The following is an 18662-nucleotide window of genomic DNA, read 5'->3' on the forward strand; positions in this document are numbered from 1 at the left end:
ATACATGCAAAGTCACACGTAGCTTAGACGTATGGTAACCAGTAATTTTCTTCGGGCTGGTGGCTGGACTCGGTGTTGGTGGGTGGACTTGCCCCTACAAAACCGGACACCAACTCCCCGTCAAATTGATGCTGCTGCCAAGCGCCTGAACTCCCTCGGTGAGCGATAGTTCAAGGCGCTGTGCGGATGCTGCTCGTTGTAATGCTCGAAGGCAATTGCCAGGTTGCGCAGCGCCGTTTCTCGATCCGGCTTGGGCATGTGCGCAACGTAGTCACGTTTGATCGTCTTCACGAAGCTCTCGGCCATGCCGTTGCTCTGCGGGCTGCGCGCCGGGGTGGTCACCGGCTGCAAACCGATCTGTCGAGCAAACAGGCGTGTCTGTTCGGCGGTGTACGCCGAGCCGTTGTCGCTTAGCCATTGAACCGGCGTTGCAGGCAGTTGATCACCGAAGCGTTTCTCTACGCTCTCCAGCATCAAGTCGCGGATGTCATCGCCGCTGTACCCGGTCGGACTCGCGACCCAGCCGATGGCTTCGCGGTCACAGCAATCCAGGGCGAAGGTCACGCTCAGTTTGGCGCCGTCCTCACAGCGGAACTCAAAGCCGTCCGAGCACCAACGCGTATCACTGGTTTGCACCGCAATACGACCCTCGTGCCGACGCGGCACGCCGGGCTGTTTGATGCGCCGCGTCAACAGCAGGTCGTGATCGCGCATGACCCGGTAAACCCGTTTCACATTGATCGCCGGCAGCGACTGGGTTTCACGGGCACGACGCAGCAATCCCCAAACACGACGGTAGCCATAGCTGGGCAGTTCGCTGATCTGTTGCTGGATTTCAACCACCAGATCAGCATCGTCCACAGGCCTGCGGCGCCGTACTTTGAGCGATACCGATTGCTTGATTCGAACCGTTAATTGCGAGCGCGCCACACCGAGACATTCGCTGACCAGCTTCACTGGTCGTCCCCCGGCAACAAGGGTGAGTGCGCAATCCATTTTCGCGACCGGGCGATCTCCACGGCCTCTTTGAGGATTTCTGCTTCCATCGTTTTCTTGCCCAGCATCCGTTGCAGTTCACGGATCTGCTTGAGCGCATCGCTCAACTCCGAGGCGGGCACAACGGCTTCACCGGCACTGACCGCCGACAGACTGCCGTCCTGATATAACTTGCGCCATAGGAACAGCTGGTTGGCATTGATGCCGTTGCGTCGAGCGACCACCGAAACGCTTTGCCCTGGCTCAAGACTCTCGCGAACCATGGCCAGTTTTTGCTCCGGGCTCCAGCGGCGCCGCCGCTCCTGGCCCAAAAGCTCCCCACTCTTGTCGTTGCTATTAGTCATAAACATAACCGTTTGCCTATCCCTTATCGTAAGGGGGAAACGGTGTCCTGTCTTTCATGGGGCTCGTTCAGTGGGGTAGATGTTGTATCAACTACTGGTGTTGTTGCCTTAGGCGTCACCGGATCCACACTGGCTCCGAAGAGTGCCTTTCGCATTTCCTCTTCACTTAATTCAATAGCCATAAATCTACCTTGGAAAGCACTGAAAGCTGTCACGGGTAGAGTGCCCGTCGTACTCGGATTGGTTATGTATGCAGGTGGTAGGTTCGACAGCATGGTTGATACCTGCGGATGCCGATGATAGCACCGCGATTACCCGCCCTGGTTTCCTCGACCACGAAGCTCTATCTCCATCGCCAGCTAGTACGTCGAACCAGCTGGCTTGGAACTAACCACGCGTAAAAGCATCCTGCGCGCAGTCAGTTAACTCTTCAGATCGCTAAGGATTGCTGCTCCTCATCGATACTCGGTAGGCCTGCCTGGCCGCCGAAGTCTTCCTCCTCTTCATCCAGGGATGTGCTACCAGCGGTTGACCATTCCCGTAGCTCTACTACGGCTGGAATCTTCTCCAGGGCATTGGTTGGTTCGATCCCGAGCTCCACCAAGCGCTGCAGAAGTTCTTCGAAGATTTCCTCTTTATGCATGCTCCAAGACGAGGCAAAGCAACGCCAAAACGTCCAGCCTGCACGTTCGAGGATACGTTGGCGATTCATGTCTGCCTCCCAGCGATCGGGGCCATGGAAAGCATCTCCATCACACTCGATTGCCAGACGATTATCGTTGGCTCCCTCGACGACCATGTCGAGCCTGAATGCCCCACTCTTCACCTGCGGGATGACGCGGTAGCCCCGTTCAACCAGTCTGCTGAAGACCTGCTGCTCAAATCCAGACTCGCAAAGCTTGATGAGGCCATCCTGATCGACCTCCTGCTCTGTGAGTGGTTTGCTGAAGTACTCCAGGAGTGTACGACGAACATCTTTCAGGGAAAGGTGATCCAGGGTCACCGATCGAATCAGGTACATCCTATCGCGTGCACGGCTTGCGGCTACGTTGAACCGCTGTTCAGCAGCAATGCCTGAAAGCGGATGGCAGTTCTCCGGATCTGCGACCATAGAAATGAAGATGATGTCGCGCTCGCTTCCCTGGAAGGTGCTGGCGTCACCACACGCAAATTCGCGAGCGTGGAGCTCCACGGCCGGGCATCGTTCCCGTACTAGCGAATCGATGAATTTGGCTTGTTCCATGCCCCCCAACAGTGTCACCACTCCAATCGAGCGACCCGCATACTTGTCGTCATTGATCAGTGCCTGGATTTCTTCAACGATGGCTTCTGCCTCAAGCTTGTTGCAGCCCTTCTTGTTCCTCACTCCGTCTTTGACATAAATGTCCACTAAAGGTGGATCGAGGCGCTCGGATGGTCGAGGGATTCGAAGGGGCTGAATCGCACCGCCGTAGAACTGGTTGGAATAGGAAATGATGGGAGGGACGCAGCGGAAGTGCTCACGTAACATGACCATGTGGCCAGCGAACACTCGCGATGCCAAATCGTAGAGCGATTTATCAGGCGTCATGTCGGCGCCATAGGGCTGGTCATTCAGGAACCGGTTACGAAGCTCGCCGATCCTCTTACCGGATTTGAAGCCGCCATCGGGAGAAACTTGCTTGTCATCCCCTACTACCAGTACCTTTTTGGCCCTGACGATAGCCGGCAAAGCCCATAAGTCTGACTGGCTTGCCTCATCCACAATCACCAGGTCGAAGGCGCCAATTTCTGCCGGCATGGATTCGGAAATCTTGGCGTGACTCATGATCCAGCATGGCACGGCGCCGGCAGCATCCTGCATGCACTGTTGAGCATCGCGGCGATAACGCTCCGCGTTCGGCCCTGTCCCCTGCCCTATCTTGCGTATCGCTGTCGAGTAGCCGGCTAATGCTTGCAGTACCATCGGGCTGGCATTGGCTTTAGTGGACAGCCAAGCCGCTCGGCTCACCACTTCCCGATACATACGTGCCAGGCCAGCTTCGAGTTTTACTCGCTTGCCATTTAGCTCGACGAGCTCATGACGCGCTTCGATGCTTTGCAGGTGAGAGCGTATTTGCGCATGCTGCCACGCCTCCTTCCAACTACTTGGGAAAGCCAGGTCTTCAGCTCCGTTTTCAACAGGAACGGTCAGCAACCGACCGGAAAGATTTTCCGCTCCAGCTGTCATCACCCGATGCGCGCCCTCCCTGACATAATTCAGGAGGCCACCGAGTTCTCTGATCCGCTGTAGTTCTGTCAGCAGGTCGACATACTGGGACACGACCCGATGCGTATCTTGATCCGGGCTGCCTAGGCACTCCAGAACGAATGTACGAAGCCGGCAGGAGATTGGGCTGTCGCCCGCGACTTTGGCCTGCAGAATTGCGAGTGAGGCGCCCGCCATGCTGAGATCTAATCGAGCAAGGTTTTGAGTGAGGTGATCCCGCAGGCGACGAATCTCGACGATTGTCAGCCTATGCATGTTATCGGGCGCATCTGCGAAGACCGTCTCGCAGAGTGGCTGTACTTTTTCGGCGTACAGTGAGGTGAGCTCGAGCGCAGCCTGAACTGTACTAACGGTGATCTCCAGTTGCCGCAGATGTGCCGTTCCCGCTTGAAGTCGCGGAATCCCCAGTGTCTCGGCCAGAGGGTTCCAACGCGCAGTGAAGGATCTCACGTCCGCGTAAAGCTTCAGGTAGTCCTGGACGATCTTCCACTGCTCGGCAGACTTTGGCGCTGAGCCATTGATCCGGACATTGCTGACGTGTGTCTTGGCTTGGGATGCTCCGAAGCTCATCAGACCAAAAGGCTTTCCTGTTTCGGTAGCTCTATCCACGGCCTCAGATGTTTTCTCGCAATCCAAGGCTTCCTCTGGGAATTCAACAAAGTTTTCCAGCATGACCTTGCGCCGTTGCATCAAGGCCTGGGCGGCTGGAAGCATGCCTACTAGGACTGAGATTTCACTGTCGTACCGTCCACCTGCCGCCTTGAGTCGCAGCTCCTGCGACCAAAGAATTTCGCAGTCCCCGTCGTCGTGCAGCGCCACAAGCTTTTCTTCGCAATGACCCAGCTCCAAATCTAGATTCTTGGCGGCAGCGACAACGGCTTCACTGTCGGATTTCAGGGGTATGAGATCCCCCTGACCTAGAGCATATTCGAGCGACTTTAGCTGGCAGAGTGAGCTGTGGAGCTTGCCGATCTCCGCAGCTGCCGGTAATTGCTCAACTTCAGGCAGACTGGAATTGATGTAGACAAGGTCACGCCCGAGGTCGCGACGGGCCTGTCTTAAGCCCCTACCGAACTCATCGTCAAAAGGCAGCGAGTGTTCGGGAGACAACGAAAGTTCGTCGTCAAACCAGGCGTACTGGTCGCCGCCCTTCATCAGAAGCTCAGCAAGCTCTTCCGCACGATACTTGGCATCGCCTACCTGGATATCGGAAAGCTGATTCAGGGCAATCTCATTGACGCGTCGATCAAGCCTCACCAGCTCGGTATGAGCAAGATCAATGGACTGGTGCAGGCGATCAATCTCACTCCGAGCAAGTGATGGATTGATTTGCGAAACTTGGTGTTGGATAGCCTCAATCGAGCCTTGGAATTGCCGGATACCCTCGCGGTCACTGGTCAGCAGCGCAACTGTCAGAGGCCGAACCTCAGCCGGTATTTTCGACTGGAGTACCTTCAGGGCCTGCTCGCCACGAGAGGTAACTAGGACACGTTTGCCAGTCGCCAGATAGTGGCAAATGATGTTGGCGATCGTATGGGTTTTGCCGGTACCAGGAGGGCCCTGAACGGCAACCCCTGGTGCGTGCTCCAGACGCTGAACGATAGTTACCTGCTCGTCATTGTATGGAAGGGGGAAATACAGTTCCTTGGGTTCAGCTCTAGATCCATCCATGCTTCGGCTGGAAAGCCCGCGGAAGTTAACGTGCTGGTAATCGATTGCAATATTCGAGGCCGGGGTCACCAACGCAAGTGGGCCGGCAGGAAGCTCGAGACATTCCTTAAGCTTCTCCCTGATCTTGCGAAGATCGTTGATCAGCCAGTTGCTGGGTTTGGGGCGAGCAAACACCACCCACGCATCGCTTATCTGGAGCGTGTCACCTGGTTCCGGGAAGCCCTGGGCTCCATCTCCCATCACCTCCAAATATTTGCCTTTGCTGTCGAGGCTTCTGGCCGAGAGCTTGAGCACGTCAGCAAAGGTCGATGGCAAGAATGGGTTCAAAGGGGAGTCGACATGTCTGCCTAGATGATCGCGAATAGCTCTTTCGCACTCGCTGGCGCCAGGTATATTGGCGTTGATCAGCGCATCGAACTCGATCATCGGCTCTGTGGCACGCGGGCGAACTTCGACCGCCATGCTCTCCTCGTTCAAAGAGATGTCGAGGGCTTGGGTCAACAATGGATAATTGAATCCCTGCTGCGCATCGTTGATCGTTAACGTCCAAGCGCTAACGCCCAAGCCCCATACCAGCTCGCGAGCAGATTTTCCCGTCTCCATCTGCTGCATCAATGCAAACATATCGCCATAGAGGCTAATGGTCTTGCGACGTGGTTTCTCAAGCTCAGCCCATTCGTGCCACAGGACAAGATACGCCGTAAGAGCAGCCGAAGCTTGCGCGCGTACCTCGGACTCCACTGCGGCGATATCTCCACCCGGATCTTTGTCTTGCTGCTCGCGGATTAACTGGAGGAGCACCTGCTCAGAGAGCGCTGGTGGCTTGGTGGGATTGTCGCTGGCTTTGATGACGGAGCTATAGCTTCCATCAACTGGTGCTGGAGCACGTAACTCTTCGAGCCGTTCGATTTGCAGCCAGACATTGTCGCCTGGGAACTGGAGATCGAAGTGCAGCCCAGGAAGACCTAGAAGGCCTGTCGGTGGATACACGTCATTAACAGAGCTCGATAGTTGATAGCGCGACGGATCAAGCTCCTTGAGGCTTTCCTCTGCGTACTCGAATAGTCGGCTGAGGAGCTCGTTAGGCGTCCGTTGCATGTTAATACTCCGATAATTCAGGGGGTGCGACTTCAACAGTCAATATAGAGTCAAGGATGCCATATTGCCTCTAGGTGTGGTTTTGAAATAATCGCTTCCTGACGAGTGTCCTTGAGAATCAGGCGGAGCCAAATCTAGCGATACGCAGATGACGTCGGCGGGCCAAACTATCAATGTCGTCAGCGGTCGTCTGGGCGTTAACCTTCTGGTCATTGACAGAAAAGTAGGAAAAAAGACCATCATGGTACCGAGCTGAGAGCCAGCATGCCCGGTGGTAATCCTTTTCTCGAGCGCTATCTATTCACGCACGACTGAAATTCTCATCCGTTACCGAGGAGTCCGCCCCACATATGGAAATTGAAGCGCTCAGCACCTATGCCAAGGGCGACCGATTCGAGGAGCAGGTCTTTGAGTTCCTGTCTCGTGAGATCAATGAAGGTCGCTTCTATGCGTTCCGACCTGAGTGCTGCAAAATTTTCAGGAAGAAGGGCTACTACTCGCGTGACCGAGAAGACTTCATTATTTTTGACGTTTCTGTCGAAGTATTCCTGCCAGGTTTCGAAACCCCATCGTTGCTTGTGCTCATCGAATGTAAGAACTACAGCGGCAAAGTGCCCGTGGGGGACATCGAAGAATTTGGTTCAAAGATAAGTCAGGTGGCCGGCTTCAATGCCAAGGGTATTTTTGCGTCCGCCAGTGCGTTTCAGTCCGGCACGTTCAACATTGCTCGGAACCGAGGCTTCGGTGTCTTGCGTTACTTTGATCAATCTCAGTTTCGATGGGAGCTTCCTCGTGCCCTGCTAACCGGGGCGCGGAGCGCTAGAGCCCGTAAGCGCGCAGAGATCGAATACGCCCTAACCCAAGCGGATTTTCGGCCTACCGTTTATAGCGCCTATGCCGTGACTCCTGCCGGCTTTACGGATGGTTGGGAAGGCATCTGGAAAGGCCTCGACCTTGAGAGTGCTTTTAAAGAGAGCGATCTTAGTCTGATTCGTCAGCCCACGCTTATCGAAACACCCAGGGTCGCGTTCATTTCGCGGGACAGAATAGATCGCTTGGCGCTGCAGGCTTTAAAATCCATTTCCTACATCCGGGGAGAGGTCGATCTTACTAAGCTAGTGTCCAGGGAAGCTGATGTCAGTGGACTGTCCGTGAGCTTCATTGAGGACTCGAGCTCAGCCCTCGGCAGTATCACGTTCAACCCGTTTGAGATCAAAATCTTCGGGGCAGATAGCCAATCCCACTTGGCCCGATTCACACTCGCCCATGAGTTGGGACATCACTTTCTAGGTCATAAACGCTACATGACACGAGAAGCCATCCGAGCGCAGGACATTGACCAGAGCCAGCTCATCACCATCCCTAAAGGGGAAGTCGAGCGGTTGGAGTGGCAAGCAAATACGTTTGCTTCATGTCTCTTGATGCCTAAAGAGGACTTTCAGGCTGCGTTTGGGTTGTTACTACAGCATCTTGGCATCCGAAACCGTGGTCACGGCCATCTGTATCTGGACAGTCAGAGGGACAACGTCATCCAGTTTCATGCTGTGTGCAATTCCCTGAGCGAATATTTTAACGTTTCGAAGACAGCGATCCGTTTGCGCATGAGGGCGTTGGAGCTGCTGGTCGAGGTAGGTCGGCAATATTGATTGATCAGCATCTGACGGGAAGTTTTTGCCGCATGGTCGGGCGGTGCTTGAGCGTACAGTTCTATATCAGCCCGCCACTCTCTTTCTCTCCGATCGATACCTAGCGCCCAGTTTCAAGCGCCAAGCTAAGGCCAGCGTACTAAACCTAGCTCCTTGAGCCGTAACGCCATTGCCGAATCGGATACTCCAAACTGCGTAGCAAGCGATACGACGTTGAGATTATTGAAGCGTTGGCACCGCGCCAGTGCCAGCTCTCGTTCCAAGGAGTCTGCCGAGGCATACAGCAGACCTTCAATGTTATGCGCATCGAGGTGATATGCGACCGTATCGTTAAAGTGAAGCTGGTCTCCACATAGGAATAGACGCCTGAAACGGTCAGCGACCAGCTTCGCAGGCATCAAAAAACAAGCCGCAAAGAAATCAGCCTCCCTTTCTTCAGGGTTTCGAGGCCCGCCGACTGGACGGCCATCTAACGCTCGATCCCTATGCATAACCTCACCTTTATGTAGGGCGAGGTGGCCGATCTCATGAGCACCCGTGAACAGTTTTACCGTCGGAGGGAATTCTTGGGAGATGGCAATGCGGTTCGCTTGGCGATCAATCAGACCTGCAATCTTAGGGCCGGAGCCGCCTTGGATGAATTTGGGGTCACCAAGATTCGGAAGCTCCCGATATTCAAAGCCGTACGCTAACGCCGCCTTCCTCGGATCACGCGCCTGAAGCGGGGTGATATCTTGATCGCCCCACAGGTGATATCGGTCGCGCCAGAGCATGCGTAATAGCTCGGATGCTTCTTGTTCGATACTTGGCATGTCCATGCAAATCACCGCATGTAGTGGTCATTGCTTGATAATAACCCAATATGTAGGGTTTTCAAGTCCCTCGAACATGCGCTGGTGGTGCTCGGCACACTGCTGCTAATTTGCTTTACTCGAGTCAGCCGCTTCGATGCCTGACTTAGCTCGGGTTTCCAATCGAGTGCGGGTGTCGAGCTGTATGAAAGTTGGCGGTAATGTGCTGTTCGCCAGCATCAAGGTGAGTCGCTGATGAGCCCACTGAAGCGCGGAGCATTCTTCATTGGGGCCTATCGGTTTGAGCGTGGCTCTGTTCATGGTCACTTCCTCGACGGTTTTGTGGGGGCTGTCTTTGGCCTCTCGGATGCAGGCGCAAATGTGGTGTTCGAATCGCTTCCCTCTGCCTCAGCCTCGGTAGCCTGCAGTCGCCGGAGTTGCTCATTCTCCGATTGGGCAGCGACAAGCAACAGTCTTGCCTCCTGCTCGCGCTCGCCGCTCTTGGCTGCTGCTTCATTCAGTGCCGTGGCGTCCTGTCGAAGCGTGGCGATCTGTTCCTGGAGCTGCTCAGTAACTCCAGCGGATTTCGCCTCCGCCAGCTTCAGCCCCTGGATCTCGCCAGTCAGTGTCTGTATGTGCGCCTCATGGCCGTGCAGCAGTTTCACCTGCTGCCTGGACTCTCCAAGCAACCGCTCGTTGTCACGATTTAAACGAGTTAGGTCATCCTGTTTTAGCACCAAGGTTTCCTGGAGTTTGCGCTTCTCCACTTGAGCCTCGTGGAGTTGGGATTCATGCCGGCGTTGATCCTGATCCCGCTGCTCTTTGACGGACTGCCGGTAGTGCTCCAAAGCACCGCGCGCATGAACATGCTTCTCCTCTAGGGAATGGATCTGTTTATCCCTGTCGCTGACCAAGGCTTCCAGGTCGGTACACCGTTGATTAAGCCCGGCATTGCGCGTCAGTTCTGCCTGAAGCGAGGACTGCGTGGTTTTTAGGTCTGCGGTCTGAGCCTCAATAGCTGATTGCTGAGTGTCGAGCTGCCTACGCGCTGCGGTCAGTTCAGTTTGCAGGCTGGCGATCTGCGCCTGGAGCTCTACACGCTCAATATCAAAGGCTGATCGGGACTGTTCGATCGACTCGTGGCCCTCCTCCATGAGTCGATCCAGAAGGCTTTCAACCATTGCCGAAAGTTCTTCACCCATGCGTTCGCGGGACGATAGTGGGCGTGGATCGTAGGATTCGATCTCCTTCAGGTACCGGGCAATGGTTGTCTTCGACCCGGTATTCCCCAGTTCCACACGCACGGCATCGATGCTTGGGTATGTACTCCTAGCGAGCAGAGACTGCCTTGCTTTTTGCACCACCGCCTTGTTAATGCCGCCACGAGCCATGTGAACTCCTACGATTTCGTACTGTGTTACGTGTCATGTAATTACGTGACACACTAACACCAATTTTGTGGATGTAAAGTCAAAGAATTAAAAAGCTATAATAGTGCTTTATGGCTTCTTGAATCTTTATCGCGCGCAGAAAACCCCAATATGGCGCGGGATGGCAGAAACGCTCCGATTTTGAAGGCAAAGCACGATGGAAAAGGCAGATCGGTACCTCAGCGCCGGTACCCGGGAGAACACACGAAAGAGTTACCGGGCGGCGATCGAGCACTTCGAAGTGACTTGGGGCGGGTACCTCCCCACGACTGGCGCGGGCGTCGTTCGCTACTTGGCGGAGTACGCCGACAAGCTCTCGATCAACACTCTGAAGCAGCGTTTGGCGGCCCTTGCGCAATGGCACATCACCCAAGGCTTCCCCGATCCAACCAAGACGCCTAATGTTCGCCAGATGATCAAGGGCATCAGGGTCGTTCACCCCGCAAAGGTGAAACAGGCCGCCCCGCTGCTACTGAAGCACCTGGAGCAGGCGGTCACATGGCTTGCAGAGGAAGCTGCAGCTGCGATTGAACGGGGAGATTACAAATCGCTGGTGCGTCATCGTCGCTCGGTGGCGATTATCTTGATTGGGTTTTGGCGTGGATTTCGTGGTGATGAGTTGGCCAGGCTAACGGTCGAGGATACCCAAGCCATAAGTGGTGAAGGAGTTACCTTTTTTCTGCCTTACACCAAGGGTGATCGCCAGCATGAAGGAACCACGTTCCAGACGCCGGCCCTTACAATGCTTTGCCCCGTGGAGGCCTACATCAACTGGATAACAGTTGCCGGTATAGCGAAAGGCCCTGTGTTCCAGCGGATTGATCGCTGGGGCAATCTATCAGGGAAAGCTTTGCAGCCGCATAGCCTGATTCCCGTGCTACGCCGCATTTTCAAAGAGGCAGGATTGCCAGCGGAACTGTATAGCAGCCACTCAATGCGGCGAGGCTTTGCAACTTGGGCGTCTTCCAATGGGTGGGACATCAAAGGACTGATGAGCTATGTGGGCTGGAAGGACATGAAGTCGGCATTGCGCTATGTGGATGCCAGCGTGTCGTTTGGTGGGCTAACCGTGCGGTCAGTGCCTCCAAGATTGGGCAATCACTAATGCCTGCTCCATACTCAACTTTCATATTGAGGCCAGTATTCTGCTACGCGGATTATCGCTTGCAAAGGTCTGCGCTACGTGGGTGCAATATCCACCCGATCGCCCATCCCAACATCAGAAGCGCTCTGATCTTGCTGAACAACTTCATATACGAATCTTAATCCGTGGTTTAAGACTGATTTTTGGCCTACATGGATGCGGCCCACCCATTCGCCCGCTTTGGCACAAGAAAGATGGCGGGCCCAAATATGTGAACTGGCCGATTCCTCAGTCTGCGGGCAATTTCTCCAATAGCTCACGTACACATTGTTGCATAGCCTGGGCGTTCCTAACGGAGACAGCAGGCAGTCTGCGCGCCGGAGCCGGGATAATCGGAGAGTCATCTAGGTTGAAAAGCCATACTTTGATTTTGCCATACTCTTTCCTGTTGATCGCCATACTCAGCTCATCGTAGCACCAGGGGCTCAGAGCATACTTGCGGCTCCAAAGGACAGCACAAACATCACTGCGGAGCACCGCTTGCTCGATTGTCGCGGAGATCATCTGATCTGGACGGATCTCGTCATCACCAACCAAGACCTCAATGCCCACGCTTACTAGGGCGGCGCGCAGGACATTCGCCATCTCGGCGTCCTGATGAGCAAAACTGATGAAAACCACCTTCGGGCGCTCTGATGATTCTCCTATCTGCATCCGATCCACGAGCAGTTGATTAGCGATCTTAATCGTATGATCAATGCCGTCAACGTCCTTCAAAATACTAGGATCAAAACCTGGATAAAGGCGTGACCAATCGCGACGGTCGTATACTCGTTGCGCTACACCTCCAAGGAATGCGAATGGAATGATCGGGATGCCTTTCGCCTCAGCAAGATGCAAAATCGTACTAGCTGTTTGCGAGACTTTTCCTCCTAGAGCAACAACTACATCAGCCTTTTCCAGCGCCTGAATCTGGGCCAGAAACCAAGGCTGGAACCATGCGTCTTCTTCATTGCTCTCTGGGCCAGGGTAATTCCAATCCTGAATTACGAGGCCGGGCCTCCCCAGGGTTTTACGTAAAAGATGCCGCTTTTCCTCAACCCTTGAATGAGTGGGACTGTGGAACTGGATTACTCCACCACTTTTAGCGTCCGAATAGCCAAGCGCTGCGTAATAGTCGACCGAATCAGGAAACGGGCTGCAAACTATCAGCTGTGCTCCTGCTTTAGCGAGAACGCGGCCAAGCGACAGCGAGGCTTGATGCAAGCGTGGAAGCTCAGCATCAGCATCAGCTGTTTCACCGGTTTGACCACCAATGACGAAGACGGATTTCACGCGAGAACTGAGTGGAACATCTGAAGATGATGGCTGCGCGAGCTGCGCTAATTCTGCCTCGGCCCCGAAGAGCCCAGCTCGAACAGTGTGAATAAAAAACGACATAGCGTTTCTAGCAGATAAATCTCGAAATTTACCTTTAGCGGCCCCTTCAATTTTTTCTTTTCGCGCGTCAGCGTAGTCAGAGATGCCTCGTATGGCCACGGTGCGTGGGGCCGGAGTACGCACGATTGCTGCATCATGCACACCCGCCGACTCCATTTCTAAGGCCGTTACTTTTCGATCATGTTCGCGGATGATCCAGTCCACAAATCCCTTTCCCTTACCTACAGCAGGCCCGCTTGCCAGTTTGCGATCATCACCGGCGAAGAGCTTGCAGGTGCCTCGAAGGGTCAGTTCGTTACTCGTAAGGGCGAGTTCAATTTCTTTTGAAATGAGCTCACCCCTGACTTTCTGAGTGTCTTGCTGCCACAGCTTGTAATGGTCGGCGCTGGTATGTGCAAATAATTGAAACCTATTGAGCAGTCGTAACGAGCTTTGAAACTGGTTGCCTGACGTAGTAAAGCTCCAGGTCTGGCCTTCTCCATGGGTCGCAGAGTTCGCCATGTACTCATTGACGGAGTCCGGTATAAAAACATCACCCGGTTCCATGTCATTGGCTAGCGATCCTGCTATGCCCAGAACCACAATATTGGAAGGATTCAGCTTCTCGATGAGAGCCGAAGTAAGCGTGGCTGATCGAGTGTTGCCCATCTTCCCAGCCGCAAATACCGCCACCTCAAAGCTTTTGTTAAGAGCAGGCGACTCGATCTTGCCGAAGAAGCCTGTGAGAGCAAGTCCGACCAGCTCTTGTGGCTTGAAGTCTGGCCCAAGCATCTCGATGACAACGTTAAACTCTTCGCTAAGTGCAACGTAAAGCAGAATATCAGTAGCCTTGTCCATAACTCGTTATCTTCCCTAATGCTGCTTTATATGGTCGGAGCCCACTGCTCACTTTAACCGCTTTGAAGCACCAAACGCCTGTATTTGAGATGCGCTGCTAGCCGGTGGGAAGGAGCTAAGGCGTTTCCCCTGTCCCCGCGGCCTAGGAGCAGCGAAATGCTCTATCTCATAAAGGATGGATATAGTCACACTCAGGAGGAGCGGTCTGAAGAGATCTAGCTGACATATCATCGATATCAAGAGACATGCGATAGGTACTCAATTTCATGGGATCAAGGTTCTCAAATGCATGCGAAAACCAACATTCTTGCGGCTACTTACAACTTAGGAGCTAGGTAACTCAAACCAAGGTGGTACGAGCTTCTTATCGCGCCATTCTTCAGTGAGTACCACGTTAGGAATCCCGCCCCAAACACCTTCATCGGCATGGTCGAGAACGATAATTTGTAGGCGACCTTCCGAGCTGTTGACTGCTGTAGCCAAGGCTCTGAAAACCTTGCGCACGGCTATTCGGTCTTCGTCGTCAAGCTCATGCTCCTCGTCAGTCTGGGCGGCGCGCTTTACTGGAAAGTACACCTGACTAGGCTGGTCGAAAATCAGAAAGTGAGGTACTGGATGCTCAACGGTTTTCTTGGCCAAGAACAGTTTCTGCAAGGCCAGCAACATCGCGACATGGTATGCGAGCCAGTTTGCGCCACTACCGATCTCCCATAGAAAATCATCACGCCCATCATGGCGCACCTTGATCGCAAGGTCAGTGATCGATAGACCGATTCGGGCATCCTTCCACTCGGCATCGAGAACCGGCGTTATCTGGGCGCAGTAATCACTCAGTGTGTTCAAGATCTTGCGAGTTTTATCTCGCACTTGGTCAACAGAAATCGATGGTGCTAGGGCTGCTATCTTGTTCTCAACCTCATTCAGCCGTTTTGCCAAGCCCTCGTCCTGTTGCGCCGTTTCATAGTTCCGAACAGCCTCCTGGAGCCGACCAAGATATCGATCGATGTCGGACTGGCGCAGAGCCTGACCTTTGGCCTGAGTGTCGAGGGCTTCAATGGCCTTGATCTCTGTTTTAATTGCTTCGAGCTCCTCAGCATCGATGCGCACCGCGCTGCGTAGCCGGACGAGCTCACTTTCAACCGAAGCAGATACCACGGGCGTTTGTTCCGAGAGCGTCTCTATGCCATGCAGTGCCTTACACAATGCGTCTAATTCACTAGACGCTGACAAAGTTTGTGATCCCAGAATACAGGGGGACGATTGCTCGACAACTAAGTCTTTCAGCCACGTCGAGAGCGACAGCCGCTCTTTCATGGTATCAAGCGCCTTGAGGTAAGCGTTGGCATCCCCCCGAATGCGGGTCAGCTCGTTAAGCTTTTGACGACCGGTAAACAGGTTCGCGGCGATGACGTCTTCCCGCTTTCTCAATTCGCCAATGGTCGTGATCGAAGCCTGAAGCGCCTCGAACTTGGGTGCTGCATCGCGAGAGGTTTTCTGCAGGATCGAACTGAGCTGCTGAATCGCGGTAGTCCAATCCTCCGAGAGCACCGCATTGTTCGGTACTAGCCCGTACTCTCGAGCTTGGTAATACCAACTGCGAGCCTCGGAGCGCAACCGCGCAGATGCATCAGCGAGCGTTTTGAGCTCTGACTGCAGCTGCTTCTGCTGACGCTCAAGATCTTTCATTTCCCAAGATGCAACCAGCGTTTGAGAGGTGACGGCACCCAGAATGAACGGAAAAATGTCCTTGAGCTTCTCACGGTGGCCGGTGGTATCAGCCTTGTAGAAAAGGACGTCAGGGTTAGCCACTATGTTTTGCGGCTGGAAGGTGAACGCCATCAAATCTCGGAAGCTCGGACGGGTTTTGAATCCGTAGCGAACGTCGTCTCCAAAACCAAGATTCGGCAGGCCCGACAACCTGTTCAGGATGTCCTTCACACTGCTTCGGTTTGTGTTTTTGCCCTCAATCCTTTCAGGTATAAAAATCTGATCACCTTCCAGGGCGAACATATCATCCGTTGATCGTTGCTTGCCCGGTTCAGCACGTGCGAAAAGCTTGAGTCCTTCGTCCGTATCCACGAGCAGACCAAACCACCCGCAGGTATTGCGAATAGTTCCAACAGGAATCCCACATTTTTCCGAGGCTAGGCAGTAATCGATGATCGGAATAACCGCCGACTTCCCTGCCTTTGACGAACCGCTGATCACGTTCACTGCTCCGGGCGTGAACGTCAACTCTCGATACTGAAGGCCGTTTTTTGGCCACAAAATCAATTTTATGATCTGGAGTTTCATTAAAAACCTATCCGTAGTGCAGCCTGGACTTCCTGAAGAGTTAGCGAACCACACCACCCGCCTAGCTTGTCAGCGTGCTTCCCAAGCTCCCTGACAGCCAGTGGAGTCCTTGAGGGATATCGCTTGGTCGTGCAGTCAACTGAAGCGGAAGTTACGTTGAGTGTCAGCAAACCGCACTCAAGTGCGATAGACAAACTGGACAGGGACGTGGGTCGCAGCATCAGCATCCTTCGTTGCAATGTCAGAAGCACCTCTTGATCCCTGGAGAATTTCGATGCGAACAGTCGCAATCCGGAAGAGGGATTTGTCCCTGACATTACTGTCCTGAGCGTTTCGTTAAACACAATCGGTAACACAGCGAAGAGTAAAGGCAGCTCCGGCAAACGACCGGCGCTCTGACGGACGAACCCTTTAACAAACTCCCACATCAGAATCGCACCGAGTGCAGGGTTCTGCACCAAGTACACCTCATCAAGGCTATTGTTCGCCTTGCCGTATAGTTTTGTAGGCTCCATCCTGGTCAACCTGTTGGGCTTATTGTGGTTGGTCGCACTGCGCAAACGGCGACCTTTAGGGGGGGGGCGCGAAGTGCATATGCATATTCAATGTATTTGCTTCGCCTGCGAGTTCGACAGAAGCGGCTCAGTCCAGCACATATCGAAAGTCAGTCATCGATCAATTCATTGAATTGGGGGTGCCATCCAATGTCTTTACGGTTTGAAAAATCGTGGTAAGTCCCGCGAACGAAAAAACCCGGGGAGTCGACGTCGTTAAGTTTGGCGTTGTCCACCATGCATCTGAGGTGCAGCAGCTGGCCTTTGTCGACGTCCGAAGCGGTAGCGTGGCTGGATAGCAGACGAATTTCCTTACTGAAAAACTGCCACTTTTTCAGCAAGCTTTTTTTGAAGTCGTTGAACTCCGGCTCGTAGACCAGACCTCGTTCCCCCCACCTCACCTTATTGGTTGTCGACTGCAGGTAGTCCGACATGGCATCGGCGCTGTCCTGTTCCATTTCAATCAGCTCAAGCTGACGAATCAGAGTAAGGGCGTAGGGCCGACCCTCTTCGATCTCCTGGGCTGTCGGTGGAGGGAGCGTGTATTTCAGAAGATGGTTAAACGAGAAACGGCTATTGTAGGTCGACATCCAATCGCTGAACTGCGAACGAGCGAGCACTGCTAGCTGACCGCCTGCAATCAGTACGTCGGAGGTGTTTTTCACCCACCCGATTGCTGCATGACAGGCATCTTCCAGAAGGTCATCTGGCACGGCTAGAGATAGGTAGCCCTTGATTCCTTCAACCAGTTGGTCATTCCCTGTTTCGAGCTCAAACGCCATGACCAAATTCGCACGCTTGTCAGGATCGTAGCTTAAAAATTTCTCGATATATGGCTTACAGCCCGCTGGCTGCTCGTCTTGAAAGGATTGACGAATCTCGCGTACCACGTGCTCGACCTGGGGCTTGGTATGCGCGTAATGCAGATTGTGCGCGAACGCACCCTCTTTCCTTTGCAATACGTAGAGACGGAAGCGAGTTTTTCCAAGGTTGATTACACCCGCCTCAATAGCATCGATCCAGTTAGAAAAAGTCTTCCACAAATCTTTAGAGAAATTGGCAATGGGGTTAGTAGCAATACCGCTCTTGGATTGCTCAACCATTTTCTTGCCGTCAGCATATTCAACGTCAACGTCGTCTAAAACTTCTAACGCAACGAACGAGCCCCGTGGCGCCTCGCACAGATGTAGGCACATCCGGGTGGACTGCAGTGAGTACCCAAGGTAAGAGCCAGGTCTGCTCGATTTCAGAGAGGGATTTTCTCTCACTACCGTGATGCTTTCCTTATCCATACACTTCGTCCTGAATCGTTCGTTCGAGACCACTGCAGCCTGAATCTGATTTCTCAGTTTCTACGCGGTGGATTATGCCCGCTCTCGAAGTGCAATCGGAGCGCCCTCCACAAGGGGGTGAGGTTGCAAAGTCTGATTCGCAACGGCCCAAATGGGTGACACGGCCCTTTGACATCGGTACTTAGTCTTTGAGCAACGGGTATGGATGCTCACAGGTGTAACTGGCGATTCCAAATCGCCATCATGTTAGCCTATTTACGTGCCTAGTGAAAACCGTAGTTAGAATGACATTGGCCCTATGGGTGTTCGTCCGACACACCTGCGCGCCTCGCTTGCCCCACAGCCCACAGTAGTGTCGAGTGGAGGCTGAACCTGACTGCACCCATTTAGCCGACATTTGCAACTGCACTGCTCCACCCAGAGGTTGATGGGTTTTCAAACGTGAGCATGGGCCATGCTCGGTTATCCATGCAGAAGTAGGCTACTCCTCTCACGGACTCTCAATCCGAGCTAGCAAATATCCTCCCACGCACAGCTGCTCTATCAACCAGGAAGCGTCCTCCACGCTGAACGTGAATACCCTATCTTCGATGCCCAAAATCGGTACGAATAGCTCGTCGTTCACCCTTAGGCAGAGCTGAAAATAGCTTTGCGAGTCTGGATAGCGAAACGATCCAGATGCTCCAAAGAACATTCCGTCCAAGTCGTACCCGTGGCTGCACAACCAATCCTGCTGTGTGGACTGAGTACGAGACAGAATCAGTTGGTGAAATAGCTTCCCAAAATCTAATTTATGCGGATTAGGGATACCAGTGAGGATTGCGCTCCGTTGATAGAGAGTTTTGACCAGGGTCAACAGCCCATCAGCTAGCTCTCCGCATTGCTGAGCAGTGAAGTCATATTCAGAGCCGTCTAGAACGAGCCTTACGTGGCTAT

10 protein-coding genes are annotated in these 18662 nt (G+C 53.7%); 2 read left to right on the plus strand and 8 right to left on the minus strand.

All coding sequences use genetic code 11. The annotated features are described in order from the left end of the window. Positions 1-120: 120 nt before the first annotated feature. Both AB4O08_RS27205 and AB4O08_RS27210 read right to left on the minus strand, forming a co-directional pair. Positions 121-1340 (minus strand): IS3 family transposase gene (locus AB4O08_RS27205; RefSeq protein ID WP_460114549.1). Its coding sequence is split into 2 segments (ribosomal slippage): positions 121-995 and positions 995-1340, totalling 1221 coding nucleotides; the frame shifts between segments, so codons are not numbered across the junction. A gap of 430 nt (positions 1341-1770) precedes the next feature. Beyond that, a complete protein-coding gene (locus tag AB4O08_RS27210; protein ID WP_460114550.1) occupies positions 1771-6393 on the minus strand; it encodes an AAA domain-containing protein in 4623 nt (1540 codons plus the stop codon). A gap of 314 nt (positions 6394-6707) precedes the next feature. On the opposite strand from AB4O08_RS27210, the gene AB4O08_RS27215 reads away from it, so the two are divergent. Continuing rightward, complete coding sequence (locus AB4O08_RS27215; protein ID WP_460114551.1) at positions 6708-8003, plus strand: ImmA/IrrE family metallo-endopeptidase; 1296 nt, start codon at positions 6708-6710, stop codon at positions 8001-8003. Between the two features lie 125 nt (positions 8004-8128). On the opposite strand, the gene AB4O08_RS27220 is transcribed toward AB4O08_RS27215, so the two are convergent. After that, the gene (locus tag AB4O08_RS27220; protein WP_460114552.1) at positions 8129-8821 is read right to left on the minus strand and encodes an ImmA/IrrE family metallo-endopeptidase; all 693 of its coding nucleotides are present in this window, start codon (positions 8819-8821) and stop codon (positions 8129-8131) included. 296 nt (positions 8822-9117) lie between these two features. Beyond that, positions 9118-10185 carry a DNA-binding protein gene (locus AB4O08_RS27225; protein ID WP_460114553.1) on the minus strand — a complete coding sequence of 356 codons (1068 nt, stop codon included), beginning with the start codon at positions 10183-10185 and terminating at the stop codon, positions 9118-9120. A 196-nt stretch (positions 10186-10381) separates the two neighbouring features. Here AB4O08_RS27225 and AB4O08_RS27230 point away from each other — a divergent pair, with 196 nt between their 5' ends. Then, positions 10382-11329, plus strand: coding sequence for a site-specific integrase (locus AB4O08_RS27230; RefSeq protein ID WP_460114554.1), 948 nt, complete (start codon positions 10382-10384; stop codon positions 11327-11329). Positions 11330-11596: 267 nt separating this feature from the next. Here the strand turns inward: AB4O08_RS27230 and AB4O08_RS27235 are convergent, their stop codons facing one another. The 4 genes from AB4O08_RS27235 to AB4O08_RS27250 form a co-directional block, all read right to left on the minus strand. Beyond that, entirely contained in the window at positions 11597-13585 is a 1989-nt protein-coding gene (locus AB4O08_RS27235; RefSeq protein ID WP_460114555.1) for a TIR domain-containing protein, read from the minus strand. A 324-nt stretch (positions 13586-13909) separates the two neighbouring features. Continuing rightward, a complete protein-coding gene (locus AB4O08_RS27240; RefSeq protein WP_460114556.1) occupies positions 13910-15880 on the minus strand; it encodes a DUF3732 domain-containing protein in 1971 nt (656 codons plus the stop codon). Further along, entirely contained in the window at positions 15880-16395 is a 516-nt protein-coding gene (locus tag AB4O08_RS27245; protein ID WP_446730747.1) for a three component ABC system middle component, read from the minus strand. The genes AB4O08_RS27240 and AB4O08_RS27245 overlap by 1 nt, the downstream gene beginning before the upstream one ends. Positions 16396-16544: 149 nt before the next feature. Further along, positions 16545-17726: an ABC-three component system protein gene (locus AB4O08_RS27250; protein WP_460114558.1), complete on the minus strand. Its 1182-nt coding sequence runs from the start codon at positions 17724-17726 to the stop codon at positions 16545-16547. Positions 17727-18662 lie beyond the last annotated feature (936 nt).

The organism is Pseudomonas sp. H3_E07 (assembly GCF_054668895.1).

Coding starts and splice junctions, on each gene's coding strand:
- AB4O08_RS27245 (WP_446730747.1), bottom strand. CDS start 16,395: ATGGAGCCTACAAAACTATACGGCAAGGCGAACAATAGCCTTGATGAG.
- AB4O08_RS27250 (WP_460114558.1), bottom strand. CDS start 17,726: ATGGATAAGGAAAGCATCACGGTAGTGAGAGAAAATCCCTCTCTGAAA.
- AB4O08_RS27225 (WP_460114553.1), bottom strand. CDS start 10,185: ATGGCTCGTGGCGGCATTAACAAGGCGGTGGTGCAAAAAGCAAGGCAG.
- AB4O08_RS27215 (WP_460114551.1), top strand. CDS start 6,708: ATGGAAATTGAAGCGCTCAGCACCTATGCCAAGGGCGACCGATTCGAG.
- AB4O08_RS27230 (WP_460114554.1), top strand. CDS start 10,382: ATGGAAAAGGCAGATCGGTACCTCAGCGCCGGTACCCGGGAGAACACA.
- AB4O08_RS27240 (WP_460114556.1), bottom strand. CDS start 15,880: ATGAAACTCCAGATCATAAAATTGATTTTGTGGCCAAAAAACGGCCTT.
- AB4O08_RS27235 (WP_460114555.1), bottom strand. CDS start 13,585: ATGGACAAGGCTACTGATATTCTGCTTTACGTTGCACTTAGCGAAGAG.
- AB4O08_RS27220 (WP_460114552.1), bottom strand. CDS start 8,821: ATGGACATGCCAAGTATCGAACAAGAAGCATCCGAGCTATTACGCATG.